We start from the raw sequence: 12,678 nt of genomic DNA on the forward strand, positions 1-12,678 counted from the left end.
TGGTATCGATACACTTTCGGTATGACTTCACCTCATCTCCCCGTTCGTGGCGCCGGCCGCGCCTGGGTCATGCTCGTCGTCCTGACGATGCTCACGGTCATCGGCATGACCGTCGTCCTCCCTGTCCTGCCGTTCGTCGTGCTGCAGTACGTCGCGCACGAACACGACCTCGCTCTCTGGGTCGGCGTGCTGGAAGCGGTCAACGGCCTGTGCGCCTTCCTCGCCGCACCGCTCCTGGGGCGGCTCTCCGACAGGTTCGGACGACGACCCGTCATCATCGTCGCGGCGTTCGGCGCGGCCTTCTCGATGGCGCTGTTCGGCGTGGGCGGGGCGATCTGGGTGCTCGTGCTCGCCCGTGTCATCCAGGGGCTGACGGCCGGAGACCTCCCCGCGCTGTTCGCCTACCTGGCCGACATCACGCCGCCCGAGAAGCGCGCGCAGCGCTTCGGCCTCCTCGGCGCGCTGACCGGCATCGGCACCATGATCGGCCCCGCCATCGGCGGTCTGCTCGCCGCGATCGACCTGCGCCTGCCCGTGTTCCTCACCGCGGCGGTCGGGCTCACGATCGCGGTTCTCAGCATCTTCCTGCTGCCGGAGAGCCTGCGGCCGGAGAACCGCATCGCCCGGATCGCTCTCCGCGACGTCCAGCCGTTCGGGGTGTTCCGTACCGCGTTCGGTCGGCCCGAGCTCCGCGGGCTGATGATCGCGTTCGCACTGCTCGCGCTGCCGTTCGGATTCTTCGTGAACAATTTCAGCGTGCTGGCCCTCGACGCCATCCAGTGGGGGCCGACGCAGATCGGCCTGCTCACGGCAGGCGTGGGCATCATCGACATCCTCATCCAGGGCGTGCTGCTCGGCATCCTGCTGCCGCGGATGGGAGAGCGCGGCGTGATCGTGAGCGCCATCACCGCGCAGGCGATCGGTCTCGCCGGTCTCGCGATCGTGGCCTCGCTGCTCGCCCAGCCGTGGCTCTTCATCGTCGGCGCGCTCCTGCTCGCCGCCGGTCAGGGCGCGGCGCAGGCCGCGATGGACGGCGCGATGTCCAACGCCGTCGGCGACGACGAGCAGGGCTGGCTCGGAGGGGCCACGCAGTCCCTCAACGCCGCGATGGGCACGATCGCCCCGTTGATCGCGGCCGCCCTCTATACCGCGGTCAGCCATGCCGCGCCGTACTGGCTGGGCGTCGGGATCATGGTTGTCGCCGCACTCGTCGTCGCGCGGGCGCACATCGCGAACACCGCGAAGCGTGAGCTGCAGGCGCAGGAGGCCGTCGAGGTGGCCGAAGTGCGGGTCTGAACAGAAGGACCCGGTGCGGCGGCGTCGAGGGTCCGCGGGGGTCAGCGCTCCCCGCGGACGAGCTCCACCCCCGCCCCGGCGAACTGCCGCAGCGTGGCATCGGGGAGGAAGGCGCGGGTGAGAGCTCCGCCGATACGGGTGAGGTCGCTCTCGTCGCGGAAGAGGAGGTAGAGGGTCTCGTAGCGGGGGTGGAACTTCTCCTTGAAACGGTGCAGCGAGCGGAAGCCGTAGACGGGCTCGAGCGCGTCGGCGAGACGCTCGCTCAACGCGGCGATCACGCCCGCATCCGGCGGGTAGTCGTGTGCGAGCGGAGCGCCGGAGAGCGACATGATCTCGGCGCCCTCCTCCGAGAAGTGCTGGGCGGAGGCGCCGATCAGATACTCCATCACCGGTCCGAAACCGCCCTCGCGGCGTCGCATGAGGTCGAGGGTCCAGCCGCGCACTACCCCGCCCTCCCCGTACACGGGCAGCCAGGAGAGGAAGCCGTCGACGTCGCCGTTCGGGGCGATCGCGAGCGCGAGGCGGACCTCGGGGTCCTCCGCCTCCTCCAGGGTCCCGAGCGTGAACCGCATCTCCGGAAGGTCTTTGTCGCCGACCCACGCCTCGGAGATCGCGCGGAGCTGCTGCCGCAGACCCCAGGTCTCCGCGGTCAGGTGGGTGAGCCGGAAGGTCATCTGCTCCCGCCCCGCCCGGTTGAGGGAGGTGCGCACCGGTTGCCAGCGCTTGCCGGTGAAGGTGAGACCCGGGAGGTCGACGATCGTGTCGTCCGCCACCACCAGGCTGCGCCAGGTCCCCGGGACCGCCTCCCTCGTCGCCTCGTCCGCGCTGAAGAAGCACGGCACGAGTCCGGCGTCCTCGGCCGTGCGGATGAAGTCGCGCACCGCCGCCGCACGGGACTCCGCCGGCCCGATCGGGTCGGCGAGGGCCAGGGCGACGCCGTTGCGGCGCTGATAGGCCACGATCCCGCCGTCCACGCGGGCGTAGCCGTTGCCCTCCCAGGTCGTCATCCAGGACAGGGTGCCCCCGCCGTGCGCCCGCAGTTCGCGCCGGAGTTCGTCTGCGGTCGGGGCGGGCTGCCGGCCCAGAACCGTCGTGCGGCGTGCGCGGAACGCCCGCCGCACCGCGATGAGATACGCGAGCACGAGAGCCCAGAGCACGCCCGTGGCGAGCGTGAGCTCGGTCTCCGCGTCGATCACCATCTCGAGCTGTGCTTCGCTCGTGAGGATGATGAGGACCAGCACGAGGGTGGCGGCCAGCACGTTCAGAGGTCCGAGGATGACGGCGACGACCCACGCCCAGCGGCGACCGCGCCGCAGGCCGTTCGCGATGACCAGGATCACCGCGACGTCGATCGCCGTGTCGATGAATCCGCCCGACGCCGGGTCCGTGGGGCCGAACGGACCATCGGTCGGCACGAGGACCGTGATGATCTCGATGGCCACGAGCGTGAGCACGGCCATCACGGCGATCAGCCGCTGCTCCCGGACCGTCGTGCGCCGCACGCGCAGGCTCCGGTCGACGAAGAGGATGAGCAGCACCGCGAACAGATGCTCCAGGTCGGCGAGCTTTCCCCAGAACATCATCGCGACGAACACGAATCCGAGGAGCACCAGCCACGCGCGCACCCGCCACGGCGGACGGAACAGCCCGACGGCGGCGGCGATGCACGCCATGGTGCCGCCGGACGCCCCGACGTCGAGGGCCTGCGCCTGGGTCTGCGCCCACGCCCACGGCAGCTGCGACACCAACAGCAGGAACAGAGCCGTCGCGAAGATCGCGAAGAGCTGTCCGACCGTGAAGTAGGCGAGGGCGACCCGGGTGCCGCGGCGGTGCTCCAGGTAGCCCATACCCCAGAACCCGGCGATGGTGAAGAGGTACACCCAGGGCTGGTTGACGAAGAACGTCCCCGTGACCGGCGTCCACCACTTGCCCTCAGCCAGGCTCGGCAGCCCGTAGGCGACGGCGGGGAACAGGGCCGAGTCCTCGAACGGCCGCCACAGCCCCTGCCAGACCACGCCCGTGAGCAGCACGAGACCGATCATCGTCAGCGTCGCCGGCGTGGTCCGCAGGGCCCCGAACAGGAGGCGGGCCGACGAGGGGCGCTCCGAGGTCATGCGCTCAGCGTAGAGGTGGGGCCGCCGTACGGCGACCCCACCGACCGGATCATTCGGCGACGGCCGCGGCGATCGCCTCCTCCAGGTCGTTCCACTCGACGAGCTCGACCTTCTCGCCGTCGACGAAGAAGGTCGGGGTGCTGCTCACGCCCAGCCGCTCGCCGTCGCGCTTGTCCTGCTGCACACGGGCGAGGGTCGCCGGATCCGCGACCGCGGCGTCGTACGCGGCCAGGTCGAGGCCGAGGTCTTCGGCGAACGCGCGGAACACCTCCGGCGTCTCCGCCGACTGCTCGCCCCACTGTGCCTGGGTCTCGAACAGGCGGTGGAACATGTCCTCGTAGCGGCCCTGCTGCGCGGCGGCCTCGGCGGCCAGCGCGGCCTGGGTCGAGTTCACGTGCCCGGGCAGGGGGAAGTACCGGGTGACGTACCGGATGTCGCCGTCGTAGGTGGCGCGCAGCTCCTCCACGATCGGGTAGAACGCGCCGCACGCCTCGCACTCGAAGTCGAGGAACTCGACGACCGTGACGGCGTCGGGGCCGCCCTCATCGAGCACGTGGGAGTCGGTGCGGACGGTGGGCAGCTTCTCGCCGGCCTCCGGGTCGGGCTGCGCGGGCTGCTGGCTGAGGGCATAGACGATGCCGACGACGAGCAGCACGACGGCGACGGCGACGGCGATGAGGGTCGCCTTGACGGGGGTCTTCATGGGGTCTCCAAACACGGGTGATACGACGAGGGTGCCGCGGAGGCGGCCGGAGCCGGCGTCGGATCAGGTGCGGGAGATGGAGAGCTGGATGAGCGAGACCGCGGGCAGGAACGGGCGGGGGCCGGCGCGGAGGGGAGCGGTCGCCCGGGGGAGGAGGCCGCGGAGACGGATCCCGCTGCGCGTGCGCAGATGACGGAAGAGGAGGACGAGGGCGACGCAGCAGAGGGCGGCCATCGCGCACGCCACCGCGTCGGCGGCCGGATCCGCCGGAGCGGGCTCGGCGACTGGTCCTGCGGCCGAGGTGTCGGCGGCCTGAGAGACGCCCGGTGCGAGGCACAGGGTCGCGTGCGCATCCGCCGTCCCGTGCGCGGCCGACCACGCACCGACGACGAGCAGGAGCGCGAGGCCGACGGCGATGACGATCCGGCTCTGCAGGATCCGCTCGGCGTGCGCTCGCGGCGTCGGGACGGGGGCGAGGGGCGGCATGTCCCGCGCAGTCTAACAACGGAGCCTTTGCCCGCCCCGGGCCCGTCCGACCCCGACATGCCTACACTGGAGGGGTGGCGAGACTACTGATCGTCGGCGGCTTCCTCGCCGCCGTGTTCTGGGTGTACAGCATCGTCGACTGTGCCGTGCAGCCGGCGACGCGGCACCGGGGCGTGCCCAAGGCCGCCTGGGTCGCCATCGTCGTCCTCATCCCCGTCATCGGCGGGATCCTCTGGTTCGTCATCGGCCGTCGCCGGGCGAACGACCAGGGCGTGCCGCGCACCATCGCTCCCGACGACGACCCCGCGTTCCTCCGCAGCATCAGCAAGGCGGAGCAGGACGCCCGCATCCGTCGTCTCGAGGAGGAGCTCGCGCGGCTCGACGAGGAGACCGACGAGCCGCCCGCCGCGGATCCGCGCCCGTGACGTCGTCGCCCGCGATGGAGGCCGCGGCCTCCCTATTCGCCGACCTCGTGACTCACGGCGTGCGTGATGTCGTGCTGTCTCCCGGCTCGCGGTCACAGGCTCTCGCGCTCGCCGCGGCGGCCTTCGCCGACGAGGGCGCGCTGCGCGTGCATGTGCGGATCGACGAGCGGGTCGCCGGATTCACCGCCCTGGGCATCGCACGGGAGACCCGGGTCCCCGTCGCGCTCGTGTGCACCAGCGGCACGGCTGTCGCGAACCTCCTCCCGGCCACGATGGAGGCCTTCCACTCCGGGGTTCCGCTGCTGCTGCTCACCGCCGATCGGCCTCCCGAGCTGCGGGGGGTCGGTGCGAACCAGGCGACCATCCAGGAGGGTCTGTTCCACCCCTGGGTCCGGGCGCAGATCGACGCGCCCGTTCCCGGAGACGGCGAGTGGGACGGCCTCGCCGCGCGCGTGGTGGCCCTCGCGCTGGGGGCGGCGGAACCCGAGTCCGGGCTTCCCGGCGTCGCCGGCCCCGTGCACCTGAACCTGCCGTCCCGGGAACCGCTGTCGGGCGCGATGCCGGCACGGACGCTGACGCCGGGGGAGGCGCCGCGGCTTCCGGAGCCGGAGGCGTTCGCGCTGGAGCGCGGGCCGCGAACAGTGGTCCTCGCGGGCGCCGATGCGGGTGCCGCGGCGGAGGAGATCGCCCATGCCGGCGGGTGGCCGCTCGTCGCGGAGATCATCAGTGGCGCACGCTTCGGACGCCAGGTGGTGCACGGGTATCGCCGGCTGCTGTCCCGCGACGACCTCGGCGGACGCATCGAACGGGTGGTCGTGCTCGGACACCCGACGCTCAGCCGCGAGGCCGCGCGCCTGCTGTCCCGCACGGACGTGGAGGTGATCGCGGTCCGCAGGGGCGGCGAGGAGCTGAACCTCAACCACCGTACCCGCGCCGTCGCGGCTGTCACGGTCACGTCGGGGGAGGCCGACCGGGAGTGGCTCGGCGCCTGGATGCGGGCCGCCGCCGACGAGGCCGTGGATCTCAGCGAGAACGCCCCCGATACCGAAGGACTCTCCTCCACCGACTTCGCCGCCCGCCGCGACGCCGTGCGCGCGGAGCTCGAGGCCGTGCGGCGCCCGCTCGACCGCGAGCGCCTCGTGGATGCGGTGTGGCGGGCCACCTGGCCGCACGACCGTCTCGTCTTCGGATCGTCGCGCCTGGTCCGGGTCGCCGACGAGGTGCTCGGCGGCAAGAAGGTCCCCGTGCACGCCAACCGGGGACTCGCCGGGATCGACGGCACGATCGCCACCGCCACGGGCATCGCCGTCGCGAGCCAGGCCGCCGGAGCGCCGGGCGTGACCCGGGTGCTGCTCGGCGACCTCGCGTTCCTCCACGACGTCGGTGCGCTGCTGTTCCCGAGCGACGAGACGGAGCCGCGTCTCCAGGTCATCGTCGGCAACGACGGCGGCGGCACGATCTTCGACGGCCTGGAGGTGGCGGGCACCGCGCCCGCCGCGCACCTCGATCGCGTGTTCTACACCCCGCACGGGGTCCGTCTGGAGCACCTCGCGCTCGCCTACGGCTGGGAGTACCAGCGGGTCACGACGCGCACCGCTCTCGACCAGGCGCTGACGACGCCGCGCGGCGGTCGCCAGATCATCGAGGTGCCGCTGCCGCGGTGACTGGCATCATGTGCGTATGAACGCGCACACCTGGACGCAGAACCTGCGGGTGCGGCCCGGCTTCCGCCTCGCCGACGTCGATCCCGACAGCAAGCCCGGCTACGACCACGGCAAGTCCCGCGGCACGGCCGACCTCGAGGCAGGTCTCGAGCAGCTCAACGACCTGCAGGAGCGGCTGTTCGCCCAGAGCCGGGTGGGCACCGCCCAGGATGCGGTGCTGCTCGTCCTGCAGGCGATGGACTCGGCGGGCAAGGGCGGCATCGTCCGGCACGTCGTGGGCGGCGTCGATCCGCAGGGCGTCGCGCTCGCCGCGTTCAAGGCGCCGACGGCGGAGGAGCGCCGGCACGACTTCCTGTGGCGCGTCGAGAAGAGGCTGCCGGAGCCCGGGTTCATCGGGGTCTTCGACCGCTCGCACTACGAGGACGTGCTCATCGGACGGGTGCGGCAGCTCGCCGACGCCCCCGAGATCGAGCGGCGCTACGACGCGATCAACGCGTTCGAGGAGCGCGTCGCGGCCTCCGGCGTCCGCATCGTCAAAGTCATGCTGCACATCTCCCCGGAGGAGCAGAAAGCGCGGCTCATGGAGCGCCTGGAGCGCCCGGACAAGCACTGGAAGTACAACCCCGGCGACGTCGACGAGCGGATGCTGTGGCCGCAGTACATGGAGGCGTACCAGACCGTCTTCGATCGCACGTCCACCGAGGCCGCGCCCTGGTACGTCGTGCCGGCGAACGCCAAGTGGTACGCGCGGCTGGCCGTGCAGGAGCTGCTGCTGGCCGCTCTCGAGGACATCGATCCGCAGTGGCCGGTGGCCGACTTCGACGTCGAGGCCGAGAAGAAGCGCCTCGCCGCGAGCTGACCGCGCGGGGGCTCAAGCCAGCGCGTCGACGAGCGGGCGGAACTTCACCCGCGTCTCGAGGAGCTCGCTCTCGGGATCCGATCCGGCGACGATCCCGGCCCCGGCGTAGGCGGTGACCGCGATCGCGTCGTCCGTCGACGTGAACTGCGCGCACCGCAGGGCGATGGCCCACTCGCCGTTGCCGTCCGCGTCAACCCAGCCGACCGGTCCGGCGTAGCGCCCGCGGTCGAACGGTTCGAGCTCCCGGATGGCGGCGATGGCCGTCGGTGTCGGGGTGCCGGCGACAGCCGCGGTCGGGTGGAGTGCGCGCACGAGGTCGAGGGCCGAGCGGCCGTTCTCCAGCTCGCCTTCCACATCGGTCGCGAGGTGGAAGAGGTTGGGAAGCTTGAGCAGGAAGGGCTGCTCGCTCGCCGCCAGGGCCCTGGTGTACGGGCGGAGGGACGCGAGCACGCTCTGCACGGCGTACTGGTGCTCGTCGAGGTCCTTGGTGCTGGAGGCGAGGTGCGCGGAGGCCGCGGTGTCGGCGTCCGCGTCGGCCCCGCGTCCGATCGTCCCGGCGAGCACGCGCGCGGTCACCGTCCGGTCCTGCACCGTGACGAGGGTCTCCGGGCTCGCGCCGATGAGTCCGTCCACGGCGAAGACCCAGGTGTCCGGGTATCCGGTGGCGAGCGCGCGGACGAGTCGCCGCAGGTCGGAGCCCGCGGGGATGGTGCCCTGGAGGTCGCGCGCGAGGACCACCTTGCTGAGCTCGCCGTCCGCGATGCGGGCCAGCGCGCTCCGCACCGCGTCCTGGTAGCCCTGGGGGCTCTGCGCTCCGGGGCCCACGGTGCCCGCCCAGTGCGGTCCGTACTCCGCGGGCTCGACGGCACCCGGCGCACGCTCGTCGCCGGACCGGCGGATGCGGGTCTCCCAGAAGCGGTCGCCGTGGCGGCCGAGGATCCGCGACGGGATAGTGAGCACGCTGTCGGCGCGCGAGTCCTCGTCGAAGGTGAAGGCCCCGAACGCGACGAGTCCGGTTCCGGGGAGACGCAGCGGATCGGAGACCTCGGCCGCCGCCGCGAGCCCCTGCCAGAGCGCCGCGAGGGTCTCGGCGCGGGTGCGTCCCTCCTCGGCCGACGGGCGGAGCTCGGCGACCGGCTCACCCACCGCCACGATCCCGTCGCCGCGGCGGAACCAGGCGAGCGGGCGGGCGGGGTCCGCGAAGGAGAGGAGGTCTTCGACCGGATCGATCTCTCGGGTCTCCACGACCAGGGGGGTGTGCTGCACGACTCCAGCCTATTCCGCGGACGTAGGGTGGGCGGATGAGCGATGCGCGTCCCGCAGCCGGTGCCGAGATGATCTTCCAGTGGCGCAAGTGGGACGGGTCGCCGCACTGGCGCCACGAGTGCGTGTACCTCGGTGCCGACCGGTGGGGCGACTGGGTGGGGCAGCCCGCCGGCTGGCACAGCGCCCGCCCGGGGGCGGAGTTCCACGCGGCCACGCCGAACGTCACCCTCGTCCCGCCGAGCGCCGACTTCGCGCTCACCGTCAATCGCCGGCACCCCCGGGGGATGCGTGTCTACATCGACCTCGGGTGGGACGTGCGGTGGTCGGACGACCCGCTGCTCGCGACGGGCATCGACATGGACCTCGACGTCGTCCGCGTGGAGGGCGAGCGCGGCACCTGGGTCGACGACCGCGACGAGTGGGTGGAGCACAGCGCCCGCTACGGCTACCCGGCCCCCGTCATGCGGCATCTGGAGGAGCTGGCGCTCGACCTCGAGACGAGGGTCAGGGAACGCACGGCGCCGTTCGACGACGCCACGGCCGATCCGTGGCTGGACCGACTCGAAGCGCTGGACCTCGCGCCTAGACTGGACGCGTGACCGCGAACGACAAGAACCGCGCCGATCTCGGCAAGGACCCCGCCCGCGTCAGCGGCATGTTCGACCAGGTCGCCGCCGGGTACGACCGCACGAACACCGCGATGACGTTCGGCAACGACGCGCTGTGGCGGGCCGCGACCACCCGCGCCGTCGCCCCGAAGCCGGGGGAGCGCATCCTCGACCTCGGAGCGGGAACGGCATCCTCCTCCGCCTCCCTCGCCCGCAGCGGCGCGCAGGTCGTCGCGGCGGACTTCTCGCCCGGCATGCTCGCCGAGGGTCAGCGCCGCCACGGGGCGATGCGCAACCTCTCCTTCGTGCAGGCGGATGCCACCGCCCTGCCGTTCGCGGACGACGAGTTCGACGCGGTGACGATGTCGTACGCGCTGCGCAACGTGAACGACCCGAAGAAGGCGCTGCGCGAGCTCTACCGGGTGACCAAGCCGGGCGGCCGCCTCGTCATCAACGAGTTCTCCACGCCTCCGGGGAAAGTCTTCCGGGGGGCCTACCGGTTCTACAACGCGCAGGTGCTCCCGCGCGTGGCCCGGGTCGCCGGAACGAACGGCGACGCCTACGACTATCTGAACGAGTCGATCCGCGACTGGCCCGACCAGAAGCGGCTGTCCGCATGGATCAGGGAGGCCGGCTGGCAGGACGTCGCCTACCGCAACCTCACCTTCGGCATCGTGGCCCTGCACCGGGCGCGCAAGCCCGCGTGAGCACGGCGCGAACGGCGGCACCCGACGCAGGTAGGCTGGGAGCGTGACTTCGAGCCCCAGCGCCCCGGGTTCGCGACTCGCGAGCCGTCTCGGCTTCAGCGATCGCGTCTTCGTCGGTCCCGCCGCGCGTCGCATCGCCCGCACCATCGAAGACGGACTGGAGCTGGTCGAGACCGGGCTCGCGGACGACGTGCGTGTCGCCGACCCCCTCGCCGACGCCGCCAGCCGCTATCTGTACGAGGCCGGCGGCAAGCGCATCCGCCCCGTCCTCACGCTGCTCGCGGCCCAGCTCGGCGACGGCAACACCCGAGAGGTGATCGACGTCGCGAAGGCGCTGGAGATCACCCACCTCGGCTCGCTCTACCACGACGACGTCATGGACGGCGCCGACCGCCGCCGCGGTGTCCCGGCCGCGCAGACGGTGTGGGGCAACAACATCGCCATCCTCACCGGCGACATCCTCTTCTCGCGCGCCAGCCAGCTGATGTCGCGGCTCGGCGAGCGCGCCATCCGGCTCCAGGCCGACACGTTCGAGCGCCTGGTCCTCGGGCAGATGCACGAGACCCTCGGTCCGCAGCCGGACGACGACCCGATCGCGTTCTACATCCAGGTGCTCGCGGACAAGACCGGTTCGCTGATCGCGGCGGCCACCCAGGGCGGCGTGATCTTCTCGAACGCGCCGGCGGAGTACGAGGAGCCACTGCGCGTCTACGGCGAGAAGATCGGCGTCGCCTTCCAGCTCCTCGACGACGTGATCGACCTGTCGGCCAAGCCCGAGGAGACCGGCAAGGTCCCCGGCACCGACCTGCGCGCGGGCGTGCCCACCATGCCGTACCTGCTGCTCAAGGCGGAAGGGGATGCGACGGCGGCCGATCTCGCCGCCCGTATCGACGACGGCGTGGCCCTCATCGCCGACGGCGCCGACCCGGCCATCCTCGACGGACCGCTGGACGAGCTCCGCGACCACGCCGTCACCCAGAAGACCCTCGAGCTCGCGCACGCGTGGACGCAGGAGGCGATCGACGCCCTCACCGCTCTTCCGCGCGGCACCGTGCGTGAAGCGCTCACCCGATTCGCCGAGACCCTCGCCGAGCGCTCCAGCTGACACCGCGCACGGGCCGCGTGCCCGGGTGACTGCCGCGACGGCACACGAAAGGACCTCCATGACCAAGCTGAGACTGGCCATCGTCGGCGCCGGCCCCGCGGGCATCTACGCCGCGGACATCCTGCTGAAGGCCGAGCGCAAGTTCGACGTGTCCATCGACCTGTTCGAGCAGCTCCCCGCCCCCTACGGACTCGTCCGGTACGGCGTCGCCCCCGACCACCCCCGCATCAAGGGCATCATCACCGCTCTGCGCGACGTGCTCGACCGTGGCGACATCCGCCTCTTCGGCAACGTCCGGTTCGGCGAGGACATCACGCTCGACGACCTCAAGAAGCACTACAACGCAGTCATCTTCGCCACCGGGGCGATCCGTGACACGTCGCTGGACATCCCCGGCATCGACGCGGTGGGCTCCTACGGCGCCGCCGACTACGTGAGCTGGTTCGACGGACACCCCGACGTGCCGCGCGAGTGGCCGCTGGACGCCGCGTCGGTGGCGGTCCTCGGCAACGGCAACGTCGCCCTCGACGTCTCCCGCATGCTCGCGAAGCACGCGGAGGACCTCCTCGTCACCGAGGTCCCCGAGAACGTGTACGAGGGACTCAAGGCGAGCGCCGTCACGGACGTGCACGTGTTCGGCCGCCGGGGACCTGCCCAGGTGAAGTTCACGCCGCTGGAGCTCCGCGAGCTGGGCGAACTCCGCGACGTCGACATGGTCGTCTACGACGAGGACTTCGACTACGACGAGGCCTCGAAGGACGCGGTCGCGAGCAACAAGCAGGTCATGGTCATCGACCGCATCCTGCAGTCCTGGCGCAAGCGCGACTCCGTCAACAACGCCGGCGGCACCGCCTCGCGCCGCCTGCACCTGCACTTCTGGGCGCGCCCGGTCGAGGTGCGCACCGACGAGAACGGCCGCGTCGCCGCCCTCGTCTACGAGCGCACCCAGCCGGACGGCCAGGGCGGTGCGGTCGGCACCGGTGAGCTGCGCGAGGTACCCGTGCAGGCGCTGTATCGCGCGATCGGCTACTTCGGCTCGCCGCTGCCGGGCGTCCCCTTCGACAAGAAGCACGGCGTCATCCCGAACCACGAGGGCCAGGTGCTTGCGAAGGACTCCAACGACCGCGTCCCCGGCGTCTACGCGACCGGCTGGATCAAGCGCGGCCCGGTCGGCCTCATCGGCCACACGAAGTCCGACGCCATGGAGACCGTCCGTCACCTCATCAACGACCAGGGCTCGTGGTGGCACCCGGAAGACCCATCCGAGGAGGCCATCCCGGCACTGCTCGCCGAGCGCGGCGTCGCCTGGACCGACCTGGACGGCTGGCACCGCCTCGACGAGCACGAGATCAGCCTCGGCGCGCCGCAGGAGCGGGCACGCGTGAAGGTCGTCCCGCGCGAGGAGATGGTGCGCGTCTCCCGCGGCGAGTAGCGTAATCCCGCTC

The 12,678-nt window shown here is 71.9% G+C and carries 12 protein-coding genes; 8 read left to right on the forward strand and 4 right to left on the reverse strand.

The features are described from left to right. Positions 1-21 precede the first annotated feature (21 nt). Positions 22-1,296 (forward strand): MFS transporter, encoded by a 1,275-nt coding sequence (locus CJ226_RS07870; RefSeq protein ID WP_257996571.1) that lies wholly within the window; start codon positions 22-24, stop codon positions 1,294-1,296. A 41-nt stretch (positions 1,297-1,337) separates the two neighbouring features. Here the strand turns inward: CJ226_RS07870 and CJ226_RS07875 are convergent, their stop codons facing one another. The 3 genes from CJ226_RS07875 to CJ226_RS07885 form a co-directional block, all read right to left on the reverse strand. Beyond that, positions 1,338-3,410: a bifunctional lysylphosphatidylglycerol flippase/synthetase MprF gene (locus tag CJ226_RS07875; protein ID WP_102208844.1), complete on the reverse strand. Its 2,073-nt coding sequence runs from the start codon at positions 3,408-3,410 to the stop codon at positions 1,338-1,340. A gap of 49 nt (positions 3,411-3,459) precedes the next feature. Then, positions 3,460-4,113, reverse strand: coding sequence for a thioredoxin domain-containing protein (locus tag CJ226_RS07880; RefSeq protein WP_102208845.1), 654 nt, complete (start codon positions 4,111-4,113; stop codon positions 3,460-3,462). 63 nt (positions 4,114-4,176) lie between these two features. Then, a complete protein-coding gene (locus CJ226_RS07885) occupies positions 4,177-4,599 on the reverse strand; it encodes a hypothetical protein (protein ID WP_102208846.1) in 423 nt (140 codons plus the stop codon). A 74-nt stretch (positions 4,600-4,673) separates the two neighbouring features. Here CJ226_RS07885 and CJ226_RS07890 point away from each other — a divergent pair, with 74 nt between their 5' ends. The 3 genes from CJ226_RS07890 to CJ226_RS07900 are packed head-to-tail and all read left to right on the forward strand — an operon-like array spanning position 4,674 to position 7,547. Continuing rightward, on the forward strand, positions 4,674-5,024 hold the full coding sequence (locus CJ226_RS07890) for a PLD nuclease N-terminal domain-containing protein (protein ID WP_062632909.1): 351 nt from the start codon (positions 4,674-4,676) through the stop codon (positions 5,022-5,024). A gap of 14 nt (positions 5,025-5,038) precedes the next feature. Then, entirely contained in the window at positions 5,039-6,688 is a 1,650-nt protein-coding gene (gene menD, locus CJ226_RS07895) for a 2-succinyl-5-enolpyruvyl-6-hydroxy-3-cyclohexene-1-carboxylic-acid synthase (protein WP_102209125.1), read from the forward strand. 16 nt (positions 6,689-6,704) lie between these two features. Then, positions 6,705-7,547 carry a polyphosphate kinase 2 family protein gene (locus CJ226_RS07900; protein ID WP_102208847.1) on the forward strand — a complete coding sequence of 281 codons (843 nt, stop codon included), beginning with the start codon at positions 6,705-6,707 and terminating at the stop codon, positions 7,545-7,547. A gap of 12 nt (positions 7,548-7,559) precedes the next feature. Here CJ226_RS07900 and CJ226_RS07905 read toward each other — a convergent pair whose 3' ends face one another. Then, positions 7,560-8,813: an isochorismate synthase MenF gene (locus CJ226_RS07905; RefSeq protein ID WP_102208848.1), complete on the reverse strand. Its 1,254-nt coding sequence runs from the start codon at positions 8,811-8,813 to the stop codon at positions 7,560-7,562. Between the two features lie 35 nt (positions 8,814-8,848). On the opposite strand from CJ226_RS07905, the gene CJ226_RS07910 reads away from it, so the two are divergent. From CJ226_RS07910 to CJ226_RS07925, 4 genes are read left to right on the forward strand one after another with little or no spacing between them, the layout of a single operon-like run. Further along, positions 8,849-9,412 (forward strand): DUF402 domain-containing protein, encoded by a 564-nt coding sequence (locus CJ226_RS07910; protein ID WP_102208849.1) that lies wholly within the window; start codon positions 8,849-8,851, stop codon positions 9,410-9,412. Between the two features lie 56 nt (positions 9,413-9,468). Next, positions 9,469-10,128, forward strand: coding sequence for a class I SAM-dependent methyltransferase (locus CJ226_RS07915; RefSeq protein WP_374754531.1), 660 nt, complete (start codon positions 9,469-9,471; stop codon positions 10,126-10,128). Positions 10,129-10,171: 43 nt separating this feature from the next. After that, the gene (locus CJ226_RS07920) at positions 10,172-11,233 is read left to right on the forward strand and encodes a polyprenyl synthetase family protein (protein ID WP_102208851.1); all 1,062 of its coding nucleotides are present in this window, start codon (positions 10,172-10,174) and stop codon (positions 11,231-11,233) included. A 58-nt stretch (positions 11,234-11,291) separates the two neighbouring features. Continuing rightward, the gene (locus CJ226_RS07925) at positions 11,292-12,665 is read left to right on the forward strand and encodes an FAD-dependent oxidoreductase (protein WP_062632898.1); all 1,374 of its coding nucleotides are present in this window, start codon (positions 11,292-11,294) and stop codon (positions 12,663-12,665) included. The last annotated feature ends 13 nt before the right edge of the window (positions 12,666-12,678 follow it).

It is taken from the genome of Microbacterium sp. UMB0228, from assembly GCF_002871415.1.
In the GTDB taxonomy this organism is placed as follows: domain Bacteria; phylum Actinomycetota; class Actinomycetes; order Actinomycetales; family Microbacteriaceae; genus Microbacterium.